This window comes from Bacillus sp. PS196 (assembly GCF_037963555.1).
GTDB classification, from domain to species: Bacteria; Bacillota; Bacilli; order Bacillales; family Bacillaceae; genus Bacillus; species Bacillus subtilis.
Map to the genome: position 1 here is coordinate 1975852 of NZ_CP150159.1, position 24767 is coordinate 2000618.

Consider the following 24767-nt stretch of genomic DNA (forward strand, 5'->3'; position numbering starts at 1 on the left):
AAAGGAGTGACACACGATGCAAAACCCTTCTAAAGCGGAAATTAAAGAGATTCTTCAAAGAAGCAAACGTATAGCGGTAGTAGGGCTTTCAGACCGTCCGGATAGAACGTCACATATGGTTTCAAAAGCAATGCAGGACGCGGGTTATGAAATTATCCCTGTGAACCCTACAATTGATGAGGCGCTAGGTGTCAAAGCCGTTTCATCTTTAAAAGAGATAGACGGTCCGATTGACATCGTAAATGTATTCCGGCGCTCAGAACAGCTTCCTGGAGTGGCGGAAGAGTTTTTAGAGACAGATGCGCCAGTATTTTGGGCACAGCAAGGGCTAGTTAATGAGGAAGCATACCAGATGCTAAAAGAAAAAGGCAGAACGGTTATCATGGATCTGTGCATAAAAGTGGCACACGCTGTAACAAAATAGGTGCAGAACTGCAAAAATCCTTGTAAATTCAAGGATTTTTGCTTTTTAATTTTAAGATATTGTTTGCGTATTACGGTGAAACAGATACAATAAAGCTTGAACAGCTTTTTTTGAATACCTTGTCCAGCTGGGTTTCGGCCGTTCGATTTGCGAAGGTCTGCTGCTTTATATATAATAAACAAACATACGTTCTCATAGTGTAAAAACAGCACTAGCCGATGTTTTGAGAAGAACTGATTCGTTAGCTCTATGTTGCGATTGCAAACATATTGGTTATAATGAGGAGTCCAAGGCAGTACTGGCTCGAGGCGAGGTTTATAAAAAATATCTTATATACAAATGATGTGTAACACTGAAAAGAGAAAGACAATGTTAGTTTTTGAAAGGGGTTTGTACGTTTGGCTAGAAAACAGCAATTTGATTACAACGAAGATGCCATACAGGTGCTCGAAGGCCTTGAGGCTGTCAGGAAAAGGCCGGGTATGTATATTGGCTCTACTGACGCGCGGGGTTTGCACCACTTGGTTTATGAAATTGTAGATAACTCTGTCGACGAGGTGCTTGCCGGCCATGGAGATCACATAATCGTCAAAATACATAAAGACAATAGTATTTCTGTACAGGATAGAGGCCGCGGCATGCCGACCGGAATGCATAAGCTCGGCAAACCAACCCCTGAAGTGATTTTAACGGTGCTTCATGCCGGAGGAAAATTCGGCCAAGGCGGCTATAAGACAAGCGGCGGGCTCCACGGAGTTGGTGCATCAGTCGTGAATGCTTTATCTGAATGGCTGACGGTTACCATTGAGCGGGACGGTTTTGTCTATCAGCAGCGATTTGAAAATGGAGGAAAACCGGTTACATCTCTCGAAAAGATCGGCAAAACAAAAAAGACGGGAACTCTTACACACTTTAAGCCAGATCCAACGATGTTCAGCACAACCACTTATAATTTTGAAACGCTCTCTGAGCGCTTAAGAGAGTCTGCGTTTTTGTTAAAAGGATTGAAAATTGAGTTGATTGATGAACGCAATGACCAGCATGAGGTCTTTTATTATGAAAACGGCATAGAAGCGTTTGTTGCTTATTTAAATGAAGAAAAAGACGTCTTGTCTGAAGTGGTCTCGTTTGAGGGTGAGCATCATTCTATAGAAGTGGACTTTGCGTTCCAGTTTAACGATGGTTATTCTGAAAATATTTTGTCGTTTGTCAACAATGTCAGAACAAAAGACGGCGGGACACATGAGTCAGGTGCAAAAACTGCGATGACGCGTGCTTTTAATGAATATGCGCGAAAAGTGGCTTTGCTGAAAGAAAAGGATAAGAACCTTGAAGGCACCGATATAAGGGAAGGGCTTTCAGCCATTATTTCTGTCCGCATACCTGAGGAGCTTCTTCAATTTGAGGGACAAACAAAAGGAAAGCTCGGTACCAGTGAAGCAAGATCAGCGGTGGATGCGATTGTTTCAGAGCAGCTTGCTTACTTTTTAGAGGAAAATCGGGACACCGCAACGCTTCTTGTCAAAAAAGCAATCAAGGCGAGCCAGGCGCGCGAAGCGGCACGCAAAGCCCGTGAAGAAGCAAGAAGCGGCAAAAAACGAAAAAAATCAGAAGCGACTTTAAGCGGAAAGCTGACGCCTGCGGGTTCAAGAAACCCGGCAAAAAATGAATTGTATCTCGTTGAGGGAGATTCAGCAGGCGGGTCAGCCAAGCAGGGACGAGACCGCAGATTCCAGGCGGTTCTGCCTTTACGCGGTAAAGTCATTAATACAGAAAAAGCTAAGCTTGCTGATATCTTTAAAAATGAAGAGATCAATACGATCATTCATGCGATCGGCGGGGGAGTCGGGGCAGATTTCTCAATCGATGACATCAACTACGACAAAATCATCATTATGACTGATGCCGATACTGACGGCGCCCATATTCAAGTGCTGCTTCTTACCTTTTTCTATCGCTATATGAAACCGCTCATTGAGCATGGCAAGGTGTTCATTGCGCTGCCACCTTTATATAAGGTCAGTAAAGGAAGCGGGAAGAAGGAAATCATTGAATATGCATGGTCTGATGAAGAGATGGGTGATGTCCTGAAAAAAGTCGGCAAAGGCTATACCATTCAACGATATAAGGGTCTTGGAGAGATGAACGCAGACCAGCTGTGGGAAACGACGATGAATCCGGAGTCCCGCACACTTGTTAGGGTCAAAATTGACGATGCGGCACGTGTAGAGAGACGTGTGACGACGTTAATGGGAGACAAAGTAGAGCCGCGCAGAAAGTGGATTGAGAAAAACGTCGCTTTCGGCTTAGATGAAGAAAGCAATATTTTAGAAAATGAAAACTTATCGGTCGCTGAGGAGGTTTAATGATTGTCACAGCCAGAATTATTTCATGATTTACCATTAGAAGAGGTGATCGGCGACCGTTTTGGACGCTACAGTAAATATATTATTCAAGACAGGGCGCTGCCCGATGCGAGAGACGGATTAAAGCCGGTACAGCGCAGAATTCTGTATGCAATGCATACAGATGGAAACACGTTTGATAAAAACTTCAGAAAAGCGGCCAAAACGGTCGGTAACGTCATCGGTAACTATCATCCGCACGGTGACAGCTCGGTTTATGAAGCAATGGTGCGGATGAGCCAGGATTGGAAAGTTCGTAATGTGTTAATCGAAATGCATGGAAACAATGGAAGTATCGACGGAGATCCCCCGGCAGCCATGCGTTATACAGAGGCACGATTATCTCCGATTGCATCTGAGCTTCTTCGGGATATTGACAAAAACACGGTTGAATTTGTGCCGAACTTCGATGACACAAGCAAGGAGCCTGTCGTACTCCCGGCGATGTTTCCTAACCTATTGGTCAACGGATCTACCGGTATTTCAGCAGGATACGCGACCGACATTCCCCCTCATCATCTGGGAGAAGTCATTGATGCTGTCATTAAGCGTATTCAAATGCCATCTTGCTCTGTTGATGAACTCATGGAAGTCATTAAAGGGCCTGATTTTCCGACAGGCGGTATTATTCAGGGCATTGACGGGATAAGAAAAGCTTACGAAACCGGAAAAGGAAAAATCATTATTCGCGGAAAGGCTGAAATTGAAACAATCAGAGGCGGACGAGAACAAATTGTCATTACTGAAATTCCATTTGAAGTAAATAAAGCAAACCTTGTAAAAAAAATGGACGAGTTCCGTATTGATAAAAAGGTTGAAGGCATCTCAGAGGTTCGTGATGAAACGGATCGAACAGGGCTGAGAGTGGTCATTGAACTGAAAAAAGAAGCTGATGCCAAAGGCATTTTGAATTTCTTATATAAAAATACTGATTTGCAGATCACATATAACTTCAATATGGTGGCTATCCATAACCGCCGTCCGATGCTGATGAGCCTGCCGTCTATTTTGGATGCATATATCGGACACCAAAAGGAAGTTGTCACAAACCGGTCCGTTTACGAGCTTCAAAAAGCAAAAGACAGACATCATATCGTAGAAGGGCTCATGAAAGCTTTGTCTATTTTGGATGAAGTGATTGCAACAATCCGTTCTTCTAGCGATAAACGTGACGCTAAAAACAATTTGATCGCGAAATATGAATTTACAGAGCCTCAGGCTGAAGCCATCGTGTCATTGCAGCTATATCGTTTAACCAATACCGATATCACAGCGCTTAAGGAAGAGGCAGAAGAGCTCGGTAAAAAAATTGAAGAGCTCGAATCTATTCTGAGCAATGATAAAAAACTGCTAAAAGTGATTACAAACAGCTTAAAAGCACTGAAAAAGAAATATGCAGATACGAGACGCTCCGTGATTGAAGAAAAAATTGAAGAAATTAAAATCAATCTCGAAGTCATGGTTGCATCTGAGGATGTATATGTAACCGTTACGAAGGATGGTTACCTAAAACGGACGAGCCAGCGCTCATTTGCCGCTTCCAACGGACAGGACTTCGGAATGAAAGATACGGACAGGATGCTGCATCAGTTTGAAATGAATACGACAGACGTGCTGCTGCTCTTTACGAACAAAGGGAGCTACATCTATTGTCCTGTTCACCAGCTGCCTGATATCAGATGGAAGGACATGGGCCAGCATTTTTCAAATCTGATCACTATTGACCGTGATGAAACGATTGTAAAGGCCATACCGATAAAAGAATTTGATCCGTCGGCATATCTTCTATTCTTTACGAAAAACGGGATGGTGAAAAAGACAGAGCTCACCCATTATAAAGCACAGCGTTATTCTAAGGCGCTTGTGGCCTTAAATCTGAAGGGTGAAGATGAACTGATTGATGTACATGTAACAAATGGGGAAAGCCAGATCTTTATGGCCACTCACTTAGGGTACGGTCTATGGTTTGGAGAAGACGAAGTGAATGTAGTTGGCGCACGTGCGGCAGGTGTCAAAGGGATTAACTTAAAAGAGGATGACTTTGTTGTCTCCGGTGAGATCCTTCAGCAATCTGATTCAATTGTCTTGTTCACACAGCGGGGAGCGGTAAAACGCATGAGTCTTTCTGAGTTCGAGAAGACATCCCGCGCAAAACGCGGTGTCGTAATGCTAAGGGAACTGAAAAAGAATCCTCACCGAGTTGTAGCACTGTTCGCTTGCGGTCTTGAACAGCGACTAATGGCAGAAACAGAAAAAGGCGACAGAAAAGAACTGCAGGCAAAAGAGTTGCGGACAAACGACAGATACAGCAATGGCTCTTTCTTTTTTGATGAAGAGGAATCAGGCAAGGTTACAGCTGTTTGGCGCCTTCATACAGAACAATAATAAAAAACCCGCTCATACTATATGAGCGGGTTTCGTTTGTTTTTTATCAGCTTTCATGGTTGGTGAATAGATCTGTTACAGCATGAATGACTTCAATCCCCTGCCATACAAATAAATTCAGCGCTGTGAAAGAAAATAAGCCTAAAATCACCATTCTTAAGATAAACAACATGTTTAACAGCCTCCTCATATTTTCGTTACATAATCGGGTGATGTTGAACATGAAGTTTGCCGAAATAAGACGATTGATAAAATTTGGCCAGTATAAAGCTTTTTTTCCGCTGACGTCTGCGGGAGTATCCCGTACTTTTGCTTTCAGCGGTCAGCAGCAGAACAGCCATTGCCCATAAAGCGGTCAGCGTAAATGCCCCTGTGATGGATTTCTTCTCATCATCAGCATTTTGGCCGGCTTTCATCTCATGCATTTCCTGCTGGTCGGCTACGGCTTTATAATGATGGCCGATATCAAAGGCGTGGGGAATTGAGAACAAATGAAAACTGGCAATCGCCAAGAATAAGATGGATGCTTTCAATATCGTTACTTTTTTCAAATGATCTCCCCCCTCCTTTAATATTACTGAATATTTTTATAATAATACCCCAATCCATCCTAAAAGTAAACCTGATTTATTAAATTTAAAAATAAATTTAACTTTGTTAAGTATATATCTTTTTGCTTATTTTTGAAAGAGTTTTTGAAAGAGAAAACTTCTTTTATTAGCGTATGTATACCCGGTTTATGGTGTGAATAAAAACATATTTTAAATGATATGTTTGTTGTTTAGGGTTTATTACTTTATTTATGTGCTAAATCAAAGAGAAAGGCAAGAGAATGGGAAGAAATGATTACATTGTTAATAGGGCACTCTTTTATAAAAGCCAGCTTGCAAGGAATGTTTTTATTCGTAGGAAAATAATAGAGAAGGGGTCGACAGAGTAACATCTGGCTACGACAATATTCTTCTCGAAAAAACTTCCTAATTCGTCATATTGTGATATAATAAAACTCGTTATGTTAAAAAATCTAACATCAAAATCGAATTCGTATTGAATTGATGAAAACGGGAGGTAAATATGGAGTCTTTTTTCAATAGTTTGATTAATATTCCAAGTGATTTCATCTGGAAATACCTATTTTATATTTTAATAGGGCTTGGATTATTTTTTACCATACGTTTTGGTTTTATCCAATTCCGTTATTTTATTGAAATGTTCAGAATAGTAGGGGAGAAGCCGGAAGGAAATAAAGGTGTTTCATCTATGCAGGCATTCTTTATTTCGGCCGCATCCCGAGTCGGCACAGGGAATTTGACTGGTGTAGCCTTAGCAATTGCGACAGGCGGACCAGGCGCTGTATTTTGGATGTGGGTAGTGGCTGCAGTAGGCATGGCTTCAAGCTTTGTTGAGAGTACGTTAGCGCAGCTTTATAAGGTGAGAGACGGGGAGGATTTCCGCGGAGGGCCGGCCTACTATATTCAAAAGGGTCTTGGTGCCAGATGGCTTGGCATCGTTTTTGCAATCTTAATTACCGTCTCATTCGGCTTGATTTTTAACGCTGTTCAAACAAATACAATTGCTGGAGCATTGGATGGCGCATTCCATGTGAATAAAATAGTTGTAGCCATAGTTCTGGCGGTTTTAACTGCGTTTATCATTTTCGGCGGTTTAAAACGTGTTGTCGCTGTTTCACAGCTAATTGTGCCGGTTATGGCAGGCATTTATATTCTTATCGCTTTATTTGTTGTCATCACGAATATTACGGCTTTCCCTGGCGTTATCGCTACAATTGTTAAAAATGCTTTAGGTTTTGAACAAGTCGTCGGCGGCGGAATAGGCGGCATCATCGTTATCGGTGCGCAACGCGGACTTTTTTCAAACGAAGCAGGAATGGGGAGCGCACCAAACGCGGCTGCGACGGCTCATGTATCCCATCCGGCAAAGCAAGGCTTTATTCAAACATTAGGTGTATTTTTCGATACATTTATCATATGTACGTCCACAGCATTTATTATTTTGCTGTACAGTGTAACACCAAAAGGCGACGGCATCCAAGTAACACAGGCTGCTCTTAACCATCATATTGGAGGCTGGGCGCCGACTTTCATCGCAGTCGCAATGTTCTTGTTTGCATTCAGTTCAGTTGTCGGCAACTATTATTATGGCGAGACAAACATTGAATTTATTAAAACAAGCAAAACATGGCTGAACATTTACCGTATCGCTGTAATTGCTATGGTTGTGTATGGATCTTTATCAGGCTTCCAAATCGTTTGGGATATGGCGGACCTCTTTATGGGTATCATGGCGCTGATCAACTTAATTGTGATTACGCTGCTGTCAAACGTTGCTTACAAAGTGTATAAAGATTACGCGAAACAGCGTAAGCAAGGACTTGATCCTGTGTTTAAAGCGAAAAACATCCCAGGGCTGAAAAACGCTGAAACATGGGAAGATGAGAAGCAAGAAGCATAATATAAATATAAAACAAAGCTGCATTCAATAGTTGAATGCAGCTTTTTCATTATTGGAAATAAATTTAATTTTTCGACTCGAATGAAAAATGACGTGTAAAGTCCCAATTCAGTCCAGTTTTCTTTGTTCTATATGTGTCATGTGTGTCTTATTCATTGGAGGTAGAGCAAATTGACAGGCTTTTAAACCTCCCAAAAACAAGAAATTAGGTTGATAGACAATCATGAGAAAGATTTTTACAATGAGTTCGTGCTCATAAGAAGTGTAGAGCCAAAATGATGCGAAGGAGGAAAAGATCAGATATGAAACGGTCAATCTCGATTTTTATTACGTGTTTATTGATTACGTTATTGACAATGGGCGGCATGCTGGCTTCGCCGGCATCAGCAGCAGGGACAAAAACGCCAGTAGCCAAGAATGGCCAGCTTAGCATAAAAGGTACACAGCTCGTTAACCGAGACGGTAAAGCGGTACAGCTGAAGGGGATCAGTTCACACGGATTGCAATGGTATGGAGAATATGTCAATAAAGACAGCTTAAAATGGCTGAGGGACGATTGGGGTATCACCGTTTTCCGTGCAGCGATGTATACGGCAGATGGCGGTTATATTGACAACCCGTCCGTGAAAAATAAAGTAAAAGAAGCGGTTGAAGCGGCAAAAGAGCTTGGGATATATGTCATCATTGACTGGCATATCTTAAATGACGGTAACCCAAACCAAAATAAAGAGAAGGCAAAAGAATTCTTCAAGGAAATGTCAAGTCTTTACGGAAACACGCCAAACGTCATTTATGAAATTGCAAACGAACCAAACGGTGATGTGAACTGGAAGCGTGATATTAAACCCTATGCGGAAGAAGTGATTTCCGTTATCCGCAAAAATGATCCAGACAACATCATCATTGTCGGAACCGGTACATGGAGCCAGGATGTGAATGATGCAGCCGATGACCAGCTAAAAGATGCAAACGTTATGTACGCACTTCATTTTTATGCCGGCACACACGGCCAGTTTTTACGGGATAAAGCAAACTATGCACTCAGCAAAGGAGCGCCTATTTTTGTGACAGAATGGGGGACAAGTGATGCTTCCGGAAATGGCGGTGTATTCCTTGATCAATCGCGGGAATGGCTGAAATATCTCGATAGCAAGACCATTAGCTGGGTGAACTGGAATCTTTCTGATAAACAGGAATCATCCTCAGCTTTAAAGCCGGGGGCATCTAAAACAGGCGGCTGGCAGTTGTCAGATTTATCTGCTTCAGGAACATTCGTTAGAGAAAACATTCTCGGCACCAAAGATTCGACGAAGGACATTCCTGAAACGCCAGCAAAAGATAAACCCACACAGGAAAACGGTATTTCTGTACAATACAGAGCAGGGGATGGGAGTATGAACAGCAACCAAATCCGTCCGCAGCTTCAAATAAAAAATAACGGCAGTACCACGGTTGATTTAAAAGATGTCACTGCCCGTTACTGGTATAAAGCGAAAAACAAAGGCCAAAACGTTGACTGTGACTACGCGCAGATTGGATGCGGCAATGTGACACACAAGTTTGTGACGTTGCATAAACCAAAGCAAGGTGCAGATACCTATCTGGAACTTGGATTTAAAAACGGAACGTTGGCACCGGGAGCAAGCACAGGGAATATTCAGCTCCGTCTTCACAATGATGACTGGAGCAATTATGCACAAAGCGGCGATTATTCCTTTTTCAAATCAAATACGTTTAAAACAACGAAAAAAATCACATTATATGATCAAGGAAAACTGATTTGGGGAACAGAACCAAATTAGTTAAGCTTTTTTTTGGCGGACATCAGTAACGATGTCCGTTTTTATCATCTAATAGGAGGTTTGCGTTGTGGATGAAATACTGAAACAGTATATGGTGCTGTATAAAAAAATGAGTAATATGATAAATGGTCCCGACTATCCAGGTAAGGAAAAAGACATCCAGCATCAAAAAGATCAGATCGAAGTTTACGAAAAACAGCTGCAGCAAGGATTTTCTACAGATTATGACTATGATGTGTTTGCTGATTCTGTTATCAAATGCGCATATGGCGATATGACGCTGGAGGATTTAGAAGCCGTTTATTATGGATTGACAACGCCATTTTTTTGATTTGTCATTCAGCAGAAAAATTTTAATTTCTGTCTCACTAACTTAAGTATACTTTTATATTGAGACGGGAATTTATTTATTTTCTTTACTTCCTAGAATATATATTATGTAAACTAGAAAAGATGAAGAATAAAGCTTTGCTGTTTTTATGTACATCCTTTCTTCTTCCTGTAATTCAGCAACAAAATAAAAAAGCGATTTCCCAATCGGAAAATCGCCAATTCAGACACTCTATTATTTATGTGTGTCTTTGTGCTCTTAACGATTTACAACAAATGTTGTCACGCTTTGAGCTGGAAGATGAGCCCAAAAATGATTGCCTGATACAGTGAGATTCGTTCCAGGTTGTAGATTGCTGCTGCTGCTCGTGATCCATCTAGATACGTTTGAAGCAGATCCATTCTGCAAAACAAAGTTTTGGTTGACTCCTGTGTTGCTTTTATTGATGGCTACAATAACGACCTTGTTGTCACCTTTATAGGCTGATACGTAAACGTTCGCATTAGGGTTTTTCGTTGCATCAATTCTTACATAGCCGGGACGCACAAACTTTGAGAAATGAGCCATATTGTAGCCGCGTTTGCTGATCGTACCATCTTCTTTCATAGGTCCATATGATCTTCGGATGTACCACCATACATAAGCTTGAAAGTCCCCCTCTACCATCGCATTGTGAATATGTTGTGAAACATCCAATGCCTCGGGCCATCGATCCGCCGAGTTGTTATCACTGTTCGGATAGTATACTTCCGTCATCCAAAGGTCCTTCCCCGCTCCTTTTTGTTTGAAAAGAGGATAAGGGAATTGGCTGACCTGGGTGCCGTACAGGTGGGTTCCGAGAATATCCATATTGGCAAGAGCCTGCGGATCGTTCAAGATCGGGTCCGACAAATTCTTCAAGTATTGAAATGACTCAGGCGCAATGACGCGGGCATTGATCGAGCCGGCGTTTTCTCTCATAAAGCGAAGTATTTCTTGCGGCGTCCACCACGTCCACTCGTGAGCGTAATCAGGCTCGTTTTGGACCGAAATCGCGTAAAGATTCACACCATTATTCTTCATGAAGGTAACAAAATCGTTAAGATGCTGCGCGTATGCTGCGTACTTGTTGTATTTCAGCCGTTTAGCCGATGTGTCACCATTACGATTAAAGGTCTCAACCATATCACTTGGAGGATTCCAAGGAGAAGCAAAAACAATTGCTCCATGTTTGACCGCACTCTTTGCAGTCTCCACCTCTTTATACCAATTATTTCGATTTTCATCTACATGAATTCTTAAGATTGAAAATCCTAACTGGTTCTGTCCATTGCCAAAAGCAGTTTCTCTTTGAGCTGCTGTAAGATCCCCAGCCCAAGCGGGATGATTCATCCCTCCAAAACCGCGAATCACTTGTTTCTCTGCAGATACATTAACTGTTACATCACTTGCTGCCAAAACTTCAGTAGCGCCTGGCCCTAACATGACTGGCAACATAGTGAAACATACTAATAATACACAAATTGTTTTTTTAATGCGTGGAATCATTTATTCCTCTCCTTCGTAATGTGTCTTTTACTGTATTAGAAAATCTGACCGGCATATCCATAATGGCGGGCTGCTCCGGTATGTTGGCCGGTGCATCAACCCGTCTGTTTTTAAACGGTCCCATTATCCGTGCTATCGTTGCGTAAACTGCCAGTAATCGAAATTAAGCAAGTTTCCTGTACCTGTTCCGGTAAATACAAAGAATACTTTGTGCACGCCGGTTGCCCCGCTTACCGCAGTTTCTATTTCCCTCCACGTTTGCGCTCCACCTGTGGAAGGTACATTTAGGGTTCCAACAAGCTTACCATCAGCACTGTCGAGGCGCACTTCTATTTTCCCGCCTATAGTGGATGCTACATTTGCTTTAAATGTCCTGGCACCGCCCGCTCCAAAGTCTGAATTTCCTACAGCAATCCAGTCTCCATTTTGAATGCTTGTTACATGTTGATTATTTACTGGCCCGCCGGGTGCCGTGGACTTCTCTGTCAAAATGCGTCCATTCCAAGCAAACGTTTCAGCTTCTACCCGGTTATAAGGATTCAAATTGGAACGCTGTGTTACACCTGCATAATTTGCTGCTACCTCTTGGATGGATCCATCTGGGTTATGCACCAGCTTATTAATATGGGGAGAACGGTATCCTTTGCCGGCCCCGAACAGAGCGGAACTGACAGTTTGCGCGTGGTACACCACATACCACTCGTTTTTAAAATTGAAAACAGCATGATGGTTGTTTCCGCCACCTCCGAAAAATGCACCCGGATTTTTCAGGAAGTGCCCTCTATATGTAAAGGGGCCCATGGGACTTGAACTGGTCATGTAGCCGATCTCACCCGGGGGTTTATCGGCCGGATGTGTGCCGCCGAAATTGATGCAATAGGAGTAATAATATGTTCCGTTATACTTGTGCAATCCCGAATCTTCAAACATGAAAGGCGCATCAATTGTAGATGCACTTCCAACAACACTCGTCATATCAGATCCCAATTTTATGACTCTAGCCGTTTTAGGATTGGCCCATTGTGCCTGCGTTGGATTTGAACCGCCAGGAACGCCTCCGCCGGCATATAGGTAACCGGTTCCGTCGTCATCTACAAATACTGCCGGATCAAAAAGCCATACAACACCTGACATTCCTGGCGTACTTGGCGTTACGAGCGGTTTTCCGATTGGGTCGGTCCATGGACCAATCGGGCTGTCTGCGGTGAGAACCCCGATACCTCCGCCGCTGTTTGCGAAATAAAGGAAGAATTTATCCTTGCCATTAATTTTTTTAACTGCGATTGACGGTGCCCAGGATGCACCTGCCCATTTTGCAATTCCACGGCCTCCATTAGCTCCATTGGCACCTGCTACCGGAATGGCTCCGTGGTCTGTCCAGTTCACCATATCCGCTGAAGATATGACGAATACTCTATTCAAATTGGCAAATGAATTATCTTTAATCGTTCCGTTGCTATTATATTCATAGTCATCACTTGACATATAAATGTAGACTCTTCCGTTATAGGTCAGCGCAATCGGATCTGCTCCTAAATGATGGTCGATAAGCGGGTTTGAATTCCCTATATGTTTTGCAATTGTAGTACTTGTGGCAGCATACGCAGACTTCCCAGATAAGCAGCTCAATAATAAAACTAGAATCCATAAACATACGCTACACTTTTTCCTCATCACTTCACATCCTCCTTTTTCCTTAAAATGGGGGATTTTCTTTTGGAATTTGATGACAACAGGTCACGAAGATTGCACGCATAAAGTAGCCGGAAGCTGTTTAGCAATGTTCCCAGTTGTTCTGAAAGCTCATCTTCATGTGTCTCCATTCTCTCTTTTCTTCGAGGAGATCGCACCACTCCTTCAAAATTGTTCAAAAAAACTTCCCCATTCCTAGCGACCATTGTCCAGAAAATAAAAAGACAGGATTGTTCATGGCCTCCCACTAATCACATTGAACGGAGATTACATCATTATCCAAGATATCCCTTTATCTAACATCCTACATCATTAAAAAAATTGTGTATAGAAACTTTTGGAGGAGTTAGTGTTCGATTCTACAAAGGAACTGGATACATTTATTCATTGATAAGATGGGGCTAACACTCCGTTTATATTTGTATGTTTTCAGACACAAAAAACAGCCGTTCAATGCGGCTGTTTTTTTCAAGAGTATAAGACTATTGAGCGGTATACCCGCTTTTTCATGTTTTGTTCATATTTTATTAATTGTTTATTCAACACTGTCCGCTATAGTAATCCATATCAACAAATATGACTGCCACTCGCATCTTTTATGAAGGGAGGTCCGTTACGCTGAAAGAAAAAATAAAGACCTTAGGCCGTTTTTGCACCGTAGGCGTCGGCAATACGCTGATAGATTTTGGTGTCTTCTTTCTTCTTACCGCTTGTCATGTCTCTTATCTGCCGGCGCAGATCTGCTCCTATACTGCAGGTATCGCCAACAGCTATGTGTGGAACCGGAATTGGACGTTTTGTGTGAAACGTAAGGCTGACGGGAAAGAGATCGTGCGTTTTCTCATGATTAATATTGCCGCGTCGGGGATCACCTTTTTGCTGCTTTATTTGTTTCAAAATTGCGGCTGCTCGCTTTTGGTGAGTAAGCTCGCCGCCACTATCGGCGGAATGATGATGAATTTTATCGGAAACCGAATCTGGGTATTTGGAGATTCGCAGAAAAACATACAGGATCAGGAGTGAAGATGAATGAGAAAAAAAGTGAGAAAAGCGGTTATACCCGCAGCGGGTTTAGGAACGAGATTTCTGCCGGCGACAAAGGCGCAGCCTAAAGAAATGCTCCCAATCGTCGACAAACCAGCAATCCAATATATTGTAGAAGAGGCCGCAGAGTCAGGAATTGAAGATATACTGATTATTACAGGGAGAAACAAACGCTCGATTGAAGATCATTTTGATCGGTCGGCGGAATTGGAATTCAATCTCCGGGAAAAAGGCAAGACGGAGACACTTAAGGAAATGCAGCAGATTGCCGATTTGGCCAACATTCATTACATCCGCCAGAAAGAACCGCTCGGATTAGGCCATGCGGTGCTGTGTGCGGAGCATTTTATCGGAGATGAGCCTTTTGCTGTTCTCTTAGGTGATGATATTATGGTGTCTGAAACACCGGCTCTTCGGCAATTAATGGATGTATATGACGTTTATGGCACAGAGGTTGTCGGTGTACAGTCAGTTCTCCCTGAGGATGTCAGCAAATATGGTATTATAAATACATCAGGGTCTCAAGGGCATGTATATGAAGTGAACGATTTAGTGGAAAAGCCTTCTCCTGAAGAAGCACCTTCGGAAATCGCAGTAATGGGACGTTATGTGCTGAATTCTTCGATCTTCTCCGTTTTGAAGACAATTGGCAGAGGCGCGGGCAACGAAATACAGCTGACAGATGCGCTTCGTGAGGTTTGCCGTAAGGAGCCGATCCACGCCCGGCTGCTGGAAGGAAATCGATATGACATTGGCGATAAGCTAGGCTGTTTTAAAGCGAGCACCGAAATCGGCTTAATGCGTTCCGAAATGAGATCTCAGCTTTTGGCCTATTTAGAAGATGTGATCAAACGGGAAACGAAAGAAATGCTGCGGTAAAAAAATTGTAACCATCTTGCTCGTCAATCAGTCATATAATAGTGAAAAAGATTAGGACAGGTTGTGAAGAATGTGGGCAGTTTGATAAGCGAAATTTTAACATGGCTGACGAACATGGGATATGCGGGTATTGCGATTGGGTTAATGATTGAAATCATTCCGAGTGAGATTGTATTAGCTTATGGCGGCTATATGGTATCGGAAGGCACGATTGGATTTATTGGCGCAATTATTGCGGGTGTTATCGGGGGTACCATTGCCCAGATCTTTATTTACTGGATCGGTCGCTATGGCGGCAGGCCATTTCTGGACAAATACGGGAAGTATTTATTGATTAAAAAGCATCATATCGACATGTCGGAAAACTGGTTTCAGAAATACGGCGCCGGAGTTGTCTTCTCGGCTCGTTTTATACCGGTTGTCAGACATGCCATATCCATTCCGGCAGGTATTGCCAGAATGCCTTTTCTCAAATTTGTGGTACTGACTGTGCTTGCTATCATTCCATGGTCTATTCTGTTTGTTTATTTAGGCATACAGCTAGGAAGCCAGTGGGATGATGTTGAGAATATAGCGGGCACTTATACAACACCGATTATGATATTGGCTGTTGTCGTGATAGCCCTTTATTTTGTGATTAAGAAACGTACAGCCATATTTAAACGATAGCTAGCAGATATGCATAGGGGGTGACTGACGCTCCCCTATGCATATTTTTTTACTTGCGATGTTGATTTGCCAGCTTCAGATTCTCCGCTAAAAATGCGACAAACACTTCATCCCGCACGAGCGATGCGGCATAATTTCTCTTAATAAACCATTCTGCCTCTTCAAACGCTGCGAATGTTTCGTCTTGGGTTTCTCCGTTAATTTGAATATTCCATTCGTTGTCTAAAGGGAAAAGAAAAAATCTCATTTGTGCTCGATTTTCATATAATGATCCATTCGCAGATCCCTTTAGATTATAGATGTTACGGAAAGCATCCGGCCGTACAGGATCAATGCGGAAAGCTTCAGCTACAAACAACTCGAATACTTCATCGGTTATTGAACAGCCGGACGCTTTTGCATGCCCTCCGCCGCCATATCGGCCGGCGATTTCTGACACATCGATGTGATCATGAATGGTGCGGAGACTGACTCGTTTTGACCCCATGCTCAAAATCGCAATGTAATCGAGGTGCGGGTTATCTTTCCCTAGCCTGTTCCCCAGCTCTGAATGGTACGATTCAGCGTGAACGATGCCTACACAGTGTTCGTGAACAAAGGTTTGTACCATTTCCCTTTTCTTTCTGCGGAGGTAGCGCTCGATTTTTTCGTCTTCTAAATCAAGCAGTTTTTCTTCAAAATCATCGAAGAAAAATTCGTCATGCGCGGAAAGGCGCTGGATCATTTTTGCTTCAAATTCATCGATTGACAGCAAAAAGAAAAGATCATTAAGCCGCTTCGCCTGTTTTTGATCGTACCGCTCCCACTCCCATGTATCGTATTGGCGGACGAGCTCTGTGAATTGATCTAAGGCGTTTGTCGGTTTCATGAAGCCATTTTCAACGAGATAGCCATATAAAAGCGATGTCGCGGATGTGAGCCTTCCATCATCGTATTCCACCTGGACAAATCCCCATTCATGCTCATTCAAATGAAGGGCTGTTTTATGATGGTCAATGAGCTTCACTTTGCCCCCTGCATGAACATACTCATTCAATCTCTCTTCGTTTTCTTCATTGACGGCGAGATCGGTGATGAATAACGCGTCCTGTCTGTTGCTCTCCTTCGCTTTTTCTAAAAAGTACTGCACCTGTGCGTTTAAGCCGTTGACAGAGTTATACCGGACCTCTACGTCTTTTCCGAACGCCAATTTTGCTACGATTCCGCATCCTACTCCGTCCAAGTCGTTATGTGAATATAAATGATACATAATGTGGGCCCCTTTTTATGATAAACTGACAATTGCCGCTAGAGGTGCGGCAGCCTTTATTTACTATTCTAAAAAACCAAGCGTTTTATGCAATGGTAATTAGTTTACATAATGTTGTTATTGTAAATATATAAAGGAGCGCTTTTTTTGCGCTCCTAAGTTCTTGCTTTTACACTGGATAAACCGGATGCTTTCGATTGGTAAATGTCATTTCCTTTGTCATGTATGCCTTGAGCCGTTTGGCCAGCTCATCACGCAGCGAATTGGCTGGGATAACAGCATCAATGATCATTTCTGAAGCCAGACGGTAGATATTGATGTCCTCTTTGTATTCCTCCCGTTTGCTGCTGATAAATGCGGCTCTCTCTTCTTCTGGCAGCTCGGCGATTTTTTTAGCGTAGACAGCGTTTACAGCTGCCTCAGGGCCCATGACGGCGATTTGGGCGGTTGGGAGCGCTAGACAGCAATCCGGTTCAAATGCCGGCCCTGCCATTGCATACAACCCCGCCCCGTAAGCTTTTCGGACAATGACAGAGAGTTTTGGAACAGTTGCCTCCGACATCGCAGAAATCATTTTCGCTCCGTGTCTGATAATCCCAGCCTGTTCTACTTTTGTGCCAATCATAAAACCGGGGATATCGGCTAAGAACAGCAATGGGATATGAAAAGCGTCACATAAGGTAATGAACTTAGCCGCTTTGTCTGCTGAATCGTGGAATAAGACGCCTCCTTTTACCTTCGGCTGGTTTGCAACAATGCCGATAGGCTGTCCGTGGATTCGTGCGAGGCCCGTCAATAATTCCGGTGCAAATAAGGCTTTGATCTCAAAAAATGAGTCTTCATCTATGACCCGCTCAATCAGCTCATGCATATCAAAAGGTGCGTTTTGATTTTGCGGAATGACGTCGGCAAGCGGAGTGTCGAAGTGTTTTGGCGGGCGTTTCTTATGAATGGGCGCTTTTTCTTGAAAATTTGCCGGAAAGTAAGACAAATAAGCCCGCGCCAGCTGTATGGCTTCTTCTTCAGTTTCTGCAAGAATATCTCCGCAGCCGGAGATTGAGCAATGCATACGGGCGCCACCCATTTCTTCAAGAGACACTTTTTCGCCAATAACCATTTCCGCCATCCTTGGCGAGCCTAAATACATGGAGGCGTTACCGTCTACCATAACGACGATATCACAGAAGGCCGGAATATAAGCGCCACCTGCTGCAGATGGTCCGAAAAGCAGACAGATTTGCGGAATGCGTCCCGATAATTTGACTTGATTGTAAAAAATTCTTCCTGCACCGCGTCTCCCTGGAAAGACATTGATTTGGTCGGTAATTCGGGCGCCTGCCGAATCGACTAAATAAATGAGCGGACAGTTTAATTTTTCGGCGGTTTCTTGAATTCTGATGATTTTTTCAACTGTTTTAGCCCCCCATGACCCCGCTTTCACTGTTGAATCATTCGCCATGACGCAAACAGTTTGGACGCCGATTTTGCCGATAGCGGTTACAACTCCGTCAGCGGGAAGCCCGTCTGACATACATTCCGCAAAAAAAGCGTCTTCTAGCTCAATGTCATCGTCAAAGAGAAGGGAAAGTCGCTCTCTGACAAAGAGCTTGCCTTTTTCCCGATTGCTTTGATGATACTTTTCCGCTCCGCCTTTTCGAATCCGTTCAGCCCGTTCTGTTCGTTCCTTTTCATAATCCATCAGCATTGCCTCCCTTTTATATTCCCTTGTATACGGCCCGTCTTTTTTCTTGAAAGGCCTGAAGCCCTTCTCTCCTGTCTTTTGTCGGGATGGTTTGTTCATACGCTTTTTGTTCAATCGCAAGGCCTGTAGCGAGATCTGTCTCCAATCCTTTATTGATTGCAAATTTAGCCTGACGGACAGCGATCGGTCCGTTGGCAGAAATGGCTGCGGCCAGTTCCTCTGCTTTTGGCATAAGGTCACAAGGAGCCGTGACATGCTCTACAAGACCGATTTCTTTTGCTTCGTGTGCGGTCACGCGTCTGCCTGTATAAATGAATTCTTTTGCTTTTCCTCTGCCAATCAGCCGGGGCAGCCTTTGGGTCCCTCCAGCGCCCGGGATAATAGCTAACCCTGTTTCCGGAAGTCCCAGCACAGCTGATTCAGTTGCGATTCGAAGGTCGCATGCCAATGCCAATTCTAGTCCGCCGCCTAATGCGCTTCCATTTATCGCAGCTATGACCGGCTGCGGCAAGGCATCAAGTAAAGCCGCCGTTCTTTGAATGAGAGATACACTTTCCAGAACCTGATCTTCTTTCAGTTTTATCCGTTCCTTTAGGTCTGCCCCTGCACAAAACGCTTTTTCACCGGTGCCTGTGAGGATGACGCAACGGATGTTTGAGTTAAATTCAATTTCCTGGATAATCATTTGCAGGTTTCTAAGCATTTCCGCTGAAAGAGCATTTGCTGCCTGAGGCCTGTTTAAGGTGATCAACGCAATATGTTCATTTTTAACAGTAAAAAGAATAGAATCTCCCATTGTATGCGTCCTCCCTTTTATCAAGATGATTTAAACACCTGTAAATTTCTGCTCGGCAGCGGTTTGCCCATTTTTTCTTCAATCCATTTGGCCGCAGATAGCAGTTTTTCGAGCTTTACATTTGTTTTGATATCCATCTGTTCAAGCATGTACACGATATCCTCAGTTGCGGCGTTTCCTGATGAACCTGGCGCATATGGGCATCCCCCAAGCCCGCCTGCCGAGCCGTCGAACACCGTGATGCCCATTTGGAGTGCTGTGACCATGTTGGCCAGAGCGGTTCCTCTCGTATCATGAAAATGCAGGGCAATTTGATTAGCCGGGAATCGTGCCAAAAGAGCTTCAAGTACAGTTTCCACTTGGGCGGGATTAGCCGCTCCAATCGTATCTCCAAGCGACAGTTCAGAAATCCCAAATTCAAATAGAGCTTCTGAAAGGCGAATGACTTGTTCAATGGGGACATCTTTTTCGTACGGACAGCCGAAAACAGTCGAGAGGTAGGCTCTTGTTGTGAGGTTTGCTTTTTGTGCGTCGTTGTTTACTTGTTTGAGTATATGAAGGGATTCAGAAGTGGATTTATTGATGTTTTTTCTGTTGTGCGTCTCGCTGGCGGACATAAAAACGCAAGCCTCGTTAATGCCTCCTTCAAGTGCATTCTCCAGTCCTCTTTGATTCGGGACAAGTGCCGCGTACGTTACCCCTTTTAAACGGTCGATGCCTTTTGCTACATCGATAGCATCTCGAAGCGCCGGAATCCATTTCGGGTGAACGAAGGATGTGATTTCAATATACGACAGCCCTGTCCGGGAAAGCTGGTTGATCCAGGTTATTTTATCCTCTGTTGCGATCCAAACGGGCTCGTTTTGTAAGCCATCACGCGGGCCGACTTCTTTGATTGTCACTTTTTTAGGATATGGCATGGTCTTCCTCCAAATTATTGAGTGGAATTGCTCAGTTCGAGCAGTACGTCTCCTTCATTTACAAAGTCGCCTTCCTTTTTTTTGACTTCTTTTACGATTCCGCTTCTATCTGCAACGATCGGGATTTCCATTTTCATCGATTCCAAAATGGCTACCTCCTGGCCCTTTTCGATTTGGTCGCCGGCTTTGACGTGGACTTTCCACAGGTTTCCTGCCATTTGTATGCTAACCGTCATGACAACTGCCTCCTTTATAGGTGTTGTTTCAAAAAGTCAGTCGTGACATCCCCTTCTTTAAATGCCTTTGTTGCCGCAGCCTGTATGAGAAGCGGAAGGTTTGTTTTGATTCCCTCTACACGATAGTCGCGAAGCGCTGTCTCTAGTTTTTCAATTGCTTCTGTTCTGGTTTGGCCTTTGACAATCATCTTAGCGATCATCGGGTCATAAAAAGGGGTAACGGTGCTGTCTTTTGCTACCGCACATTCGTGTCTGACTCCTTTTTGGTCAGGAAGTGAAAACGCAGTGATCGTACCTGGTGACGGGAAGAAGGTCTTGGGATCTTCCGCGTATATTCGAACCTCTATCGCATGCCCGTTCCGTTTGATGTCTTTTTGGGAGAATGTGAGTGTATGGCCCGCAGCAATCCGCAGCTGCTGCTCAACTAAGTCCAGGCCTGTTATTTCTTCAGTCACGGGGTGTTCAACTTGCAGTCTCGTATTCATTTCGAGGAAATAAAAATTTTGTTTCTGGTCAACTATAAATTCGATGGTGCCTGCGTTCGTATAGCCGATTGCCTTCGCTGCTTTTACCGCTGTTTGACCGATCTTCATTCTTAGTTCATCGTCTACAAATGGAGACGGTGCTTCTTCAATGACTTTTTGGTGGCGCCTCTGAACAGAGCAATCACGTTCAAACAGATGTACTGTATGGCCGTGTTGATCGGCCAAAAGCTGAACCTCGATGTGGCGCGCATGTTCAATAACTTTTTCTATATACATAGACCCGTCACCGAAAAAATCTGCTGCGCGCTTTTTGTTTCCCTCGTACGCTTTTTTTAATGCTTCTTCATTTTCAACACGCTGCATTCCGATGCCGCCTCCGCCCGCTGAAGCTTTCAGCATGACAGGATAGCCGATTTGACTTGCGGTGCGGCAGGCTGCCTCTATATCTCCGAGGGATTCAGAAACGCCCGGCACCACAGGGACACCTGCAGCCTCCATTGCTTTTCGCGCTTCAATTTTGCTGCCCATCTTTGCGATGATATCAGGGGAAGGTCCGATAAACACGATGTTTTCTTGCTTGCAGCGTTCAGCGAACCGGCTGTTTTCTGATAACAATCCATATCCCGGGTGGATCGCGTCGGCATTTGCTTTTTTCGCCGTCTTTATGATTCTCTCTATATTTAAATAACTTTCACTGACTCTCGATTCTCCGATCAAATAAGCCTCTGTAGCGGCTTTTGTATGGAGCGCGTCCTTGTCTGCTTCTGAATAAACCGCGACCGTTTTAATGCCGAGACGGCTGCATGTTCGGATAATTCTCATTGCAATTTCTCCGCGGTTGGCGATCAGTACTTTTGTAAACATGATTTCACCTCATTGACTTGATGATAGGTTGAACATTTCAATCGTTTTTTCTCGCAGTTTATATTTTTGAATTTTGCCTGAGGCCGTCATCGGATAGTCATCCGTAAAAATAACATAACGCGGAATTTTGTGGCGGGCGATTTTCCCTTTGCAATAGGCTTTAAGCTCATCAGGTGAAACGCTTTTACCGTCTTTCAGTTTAATCCAGGCTGCAGCTTCCTCCCCGAATTTGGCGTCAGGCACACCAACGACCTGTACATCTAAAATAGCGGGATGCCGGTATAAAAATTCTTCAATTTCCCGCGGATAAATGTTCTCGCCGCCTCTGATGAGCATATCTTTTAATCTTCCGGTGATGCGGCAGTACCCGTCTTCGTCCATGACAGCAAGATCTCCGGTAAACAGCCATCCGTCATGATTGATTGCTTTTCTGGTCGCATCTTTGTCTTTATAATAGCCTTTCATGACGTGATAGCCACGGGTGCACAGTTCTCCCTGCATGCCTCTTTGAACTTCTTGACATGTCCCAGGTTCTACAATTTTCACCTCAGTATGTGGCAGGGCGCGGCCGGTTGTTTCGACTCTTCTTATGAAGGAATCATTTGCTCTCGTTTGCGTAATGACTGGCGAGGCTTCGGTTTGTCCATAGGCGATCGTAATGTCTTTCATGCCCATTCTTTCAATCACAGCTTTCATCACTTCACTTGGGCAGGGAGAGCCGGCCATGATTCCTGTTCGGAGCGTCGATAGATCATATGCATCAAAATCCGGATGATGCAGCTCGGCGATAAACATGGTAGGCACACCATGGAGCGCTGTGCATTTCTCTTTTTCTACCGTTTTAAGGACGGTAACGGGATCAAATTCTTGCACGGGTATCATGGCTGCCCCGACGGATACACATGCCAAAACCCCAAGGACGCATCCAAAGCAGTGAAAAAACGGAACCGGGATACACATGCGGTCTTGAGAGGTTAAAGCCATACATTCAGCGATATTAGCAGCGTTATTGATGACATTGAAATGGGTCAGCATCACGCCTTTTGGAAACCCTGTCGTTCCTGATGTGTATTGCATATTAATCACATCGTCTTTATCCAGGCTGTTCATTCTCTCTTCAAGCTCAGCATCTGTCACTGTTTTCGCCAATCTCTCTGTATCGTCCCAATGATACATGCCAGGCAACCGTTTATTGCCAATATAGATTAGCGTTTTTAAAAAGGGATAGCGTTCAGATTTCAGTTGGCCGGGCTTTGCTTCTTGCAGTTCTGGAATTAAACTGCTCACGATGTCTGGATAAGAAGTGCCCCTGTATGAATCCATGATAATAAGCGCGGCGGCATCCGATTGCTTTAACAAGTAGTCCAGCTCGTGTGCTTGATAATTGGTATTGACGGTTACGAGCACGGCTCCGATCTTCGCAGTTGCGAACTGGACGGCAAGCCATTCAGGGATATTAGAAGCCCATATGGCGACGTGGTCTCCTTTTCCAATCCCCATCCGCATAAGACCTTTAGCGGTTTGACGGCACAGACTGTCAAATTGGGCGTACGTATAGCGGATATTTCGGTCTGGATACACAACAGCATCTCGATCGGGATACGCATCAGCTGTTTGTTCCAGCAGCCTGCCGATTGTGGAATGGATGAGTTCAGCCATTCATTGTTCCTCCTTTCTTAATGATAGGAAAGCGTTTACATTTTTATTTTAAAAGCTGTCTGGCGATCACGAGACGCTGAATTTCAGATGTGCCTTCACCGATTTCCATTAATTTTGCGTCCCGTAGCATCCGTTCCACCCCATACTCTTTCATATAGCCTGAACCTCCATGGATTTGAATGGCTTGATTGCAAGCTCTTGTCGCCATTTCAGATGCGAATAGCTTGGCGTACGCCGCTTCTTTGGTGAACGGGTGGTTATGGTCTTTCAGCCAGGCGGCTTTTAACACCATTTGCCGTGCCAGATCAATTTCCATCGCCATGTCAGCAAGCTTAAATTGAATCGCTTGAAAGGAAGAAATCGGCTGTCCAAACTGCTTTCGTTCTTTCGCATATGCCAATGATGCATCAAGGGCCGCTTGGGCAATGCCGACTGCAAGAGCAGCGATGGAGATTCGCCCTCCGTCCAGCGTATATAGAAACTGTTTAAACCCTTTTGTTGGATCGCCAAGTAAGTTGGCCGCAGGCACTCTTACATCCTCAAGCAAAATTTCCGCTGTATTCGAACCGCGGACGCCCATTTTATCGTACGGGCTCGTAATCGTAAGTCCTGGTGTGTCAGTTGGCACGATTAATGCGGAGATGATGTTTTTTCCGTCTTTGTTTTTGCCTGTTACGGCGGTTACAATAACTGTGCGTGCGTAGCTTGCATTAGTGATCCAGCACTTTTCGCCGTTGATTACATACTCGTCACCATTTGAAATCGCTTTTGTTTGAGTGCCTCCTGCATCTGAGCCGGCATTTGGCTCCGTCAGGCCGAATGATCCGAGTGCTGTGCCTGAAGCCAGCGGCGTCAAATGCGTCTGTTTTTGCTCTTCTGTTCCGAAGTAGTAAAGAGGGCTTGCGCCTAGCGAGACCGCTGCAGCATAGCTTAATCCAGTACTGCCGCAGGCTTTGCCGACTTCTTCAACCGCTAAGGCATATGAAATCGTATCACCGCCAGATCCGCCGTATTCTTCTGGAAATGGAATACCCATCAGACCGAGTTCACCCATTTTTTTAAATGTATGCATCGGGAACTCGCCTGTTTGATCTACATGTTCAGCGTGAGGAGCAATTTCTTTTTTCGCAAAATCTTTTACCATTTCACGCACCATTTGTTGTTCTTTTGTCAGCTCAAAATTCACATCGTTTCCTCCTTCACATCTTTGTAACATCCTATTAGGC

The 24767-nt window shown here is 44.0% G+C and carries 21 protein-coding genes; 9 read left to right on the plus strand and 12 right to left on the minus strand.

Annotated features, from left to right (window positions below):
- Positions 1-16: 16 nt before the first annotated feature.
- The 3 genes from NST79_RS10170 to parC all read left to right on the plus strand — a co-directional run bounded on the left by NST79_RS10170 (position 17) and on the right by parC (position 5214).
- Positions 17-424, plus strand: coding sequence for a CoA-binding protein (locus NST79_RS10170; RefSeq protein ID WP_003245606.1), 408 nt, complete (start codon positions 17-19; stop codon positions 422-424).
- Positions 425-822: 398 nt separating this feature from the next.
- Positions 823-2790, plus strand: coding sequence for a DNA topoisomerase IV subunit B (gene parE, locus NST79_RS10175; RefSeq protein WP_014479944.1), 1968 nt, complete (start codon positions 823-825; stop codon positions 2788-2790).
- 3 nt (positions 2791-2793) lie between these two features.
- Positions 2794-5214, plus strand: coding sequence for a DNA topoisomerase IV subunit A (parC, locus tag NST79_RS10180; protein WP_015714017.1), 2421 nt, complete (start codon positions 2794-2796; stop codon positions 5212-5214).
- A 46-nt stretch (positions 5215-5260) separates the two neighbouring features.
- Here the strand turns inward: parC and NST79_RS10185 are convergent, their stop codons facing one another.
- Both NST79_RS10185 and NST79_RS10190 read right to left on the minus strand, forming a co-directional pair.
- On the minus strand, positions 5261-5386 hold the full coding sequence (locus NST79_RS10185) for a hypothetical protein (RefSeq protein WP_003231548.1): 126 nt from the start codon (positions 5384-5386) through the stop codon (positions 5261-5263).
- A gap of 25 nt (positions 5387-5411) precedes the next feature.
- Positions 5412-5765 carry a hypothetical protein gene (locus NST79_RS10190; RefSeq protein WP_003245190.1) on the minus strand — a complete coding sequence of 118 codons (354 nt, stop codon included), beginning with the start codon at positions 5763-5765 and terminating at the stop codon, positions 5412-5414.
- A gap of 523 nt (positions 5766-6288) precedes the next feature.
- Between NST79_RS10190 and NST79_RS10195 the strand changes: the two genes are divergently transcribed.
- The 3 genes from NST79_RS10195 to NST79_RS10205 all read left to right on the plus strand — a co-directional run bounded on the left by NST79_RS10195 (position 6289) and on the right by NST79_RS10205 (position 9819).
- Positions 6289-7686, plus strand: coding sequence for an alanine/glycine:cation symporter family protein (locus NST79_RS10195; RefSeq protein WP_021479777.1), 1398 nt, complete (start codon positions 6289-6291; stop codon positions 7684-7686).
- Between the two features lie 302 nt (positions 7687-7988).
- Positions 7989-9488, plus strand: a complete 1500-nt coding sequence (gene eglS, locus NST79_RS10200; RefSeq protein WP_212059479.1) for a cellulase family glycosylhydrolase — start codon at positions 7989-7991, stop codon at positions 9486-9488.
- A 67-nt stretch (positions 9489-9555) separates the two neighbouring features.
- Positions 9556-9819, plus strand: coding sequence for a YnfE family protein (locus tag NST79_RS10205; protein WP_003231535.1), 264 nt, complete (start codon positions 9556-9558; stop codon positions 9817-9819).
- 258 nt (positions 9820-10077) lie between these two features.
- Here the strand turns inward: NST79_RS10205 and xynC are convergent, their stop codons facing one another.
- On the minus strand, positions 10078-11346 hold the full coding sequence (xynC, locus tag NST79_RS10210) for a glucuronoarabinoxylan endo-1,4-beta-xylanase XynC (RefSeq protein ID WP_128992923.1): 1269 nt from the start codon (positions 11344-11346) through the stop codon (positions 10078-10080).
- A gap of 132 nt (positions 11347-11478) precedes the next feature.
- Positions 11479-13020, minus strand: coding sequence for a glycoside hydrolase family 43 protein (gene xynD / locus NST79_RS10215; protein WP_212060981.1), 1542 nt, complete (start codon positions 13018-13020; stop codon positions 11479-11481).
- 594 nt (positions 13021-13614) lie between these two features.
- Here xynD and NST79_RS10220 point away from each other — a divergent pair.
- The 3 genes from NST79_RS10220 to NST79_RS10230 all read left to right on the plus strand — a co-directional run bounded on the left by NST79_RS10220 (position 13615) and on the right by NST79_RS10230 (position 15630).
- Positions 13615-14061, plus strand: coding sequence for a GtrA family protein (locus NST79_RS10220; RefSeq protein ID WP_212060968.1), 447 nt, complete (start codon positions 13615-13617; stop codon positions 14059-14061).
- Between the two features lie 6 nt (positions 14062-14067).
- The gene (galU, locus tag NST79_RS10225; RefSeq protein WP_014479952.1) at positions 14068-14961 is read left to right on the plus strand and encodes a UTP--glucose-1-phosphate uridylyltransferase GalU; all 894 of its coding nucleotides are present in this window, start codon (positions 14068-14070) and stop codon (positions 14959-14961) included.
- A 72-nt stretch (positions 14962-15033) separates the two neighbouring features.
- Entirely contained in the window at positions 15034-15630 is a 597-nt protein-coding gene (locus NST79_RS10230; RefSeq protein WP_003231529.1) for a DedA family protein, read from the plus strand.
- 49 nt (positions 15631-15679) lie between these two features.
- Here NST79_RS10230 and nrnB read toward each other — a convergent pair whose 3' ends face one another.
- The 8 genes from nrnB to NST79_RS10270 form a co-directional block, all read right to left on the minus strand.
- Positions 15680-16879, minus strand: coding sequence for a DHH family phosphoesterase (gene nrnB, locus NST79_RS10235; protein WP_212060966.1), 1200 nt, complete (start codon positions 16877-16879; stop codon positions 15680-15682).
- A 169-nt stretch (positions 16880-17048) separates the two neighbouring features.
- Positions 17049-18584: an acyl-CoA carboxylase subunit beta gene (locus NST79_RS10240; protein ID WP_212060963.1), complete on the minus strand. Its 1536-nt coding sequence runs from the start codon at positions 18582-18584 to the stop codon at positions 17049-17051.
- 10 nt (positions 18585-18594) lie between these two features.
- Positions 18595-19377 (minus strand): enoyl-CoA hydratase, encoded by a 783-nt coding sequence (locus NST79_RS10245; RefSeq protein ID WP_070549077.1) that lies wholly within the window; start codon positions 19375-19377, stop codon positions 18595-18597.
- 20 nt (positions 19378-19397) lie between these two features.
- Complete coding sequence (gene ldeG / locus NST79_RS10250; protein WP_088326132.1) at positions 19398-20297, minus strand: hydroxymethylglutaryl-CoA lyase; 900 nt, start codon at positions 20295-20297, stop codon at positions 19398-19400.
- Between the two features lie 14 nt (positions 20298-20311).
- Positions 20312-20533, minus strand: coding sequence for an acetyl-CoA carboxylase biotin carboxyl carrier protein subunit (locus tag NST79_RS10255; RefSeq protein WP_003245519.1), 222 nt, complete (start codon positions 20531-20533; stop codon positions 20312-20314).
- A 14-nt stretch (positions 20534-20547) separates the two neighbouring features.
- Positions 20548-21882 (minus strand): acetyl-CoA carboxylase biotin carboxylase subunit, encoded by a 1335-nt coding sequence (locus NST79_RS10260; RefSeq protein WP_212060961.1) that lies wholly within the window; start codon positions 21880-21882, stop codon positions 20548-20550.
- Between the two features lie 9 nt (positions 21883-21891).
- Entirely contained in the window at positions 21892-23541 is a 1650-nt protein-coding gene (locus tag NST79_RS10265) for an AMP-binding protein (protein ID WP_015251986.1), read from the minus strand.
- A gap of 43 nt (positions 23542-23584) precedes the next feature.
- On the minus strand, positions 23585-24727 hold the full coding sequence (locus NST79_RS10270) for an acyl-CoA dehydrogenase family protein (protein WP_212060958.1): 1143 nt from the start codon (positions 24725-24727) through the stop codon (positions 23585-23587).
- Positions 24728-24767 lie beyond the last annotated feature (40 nt).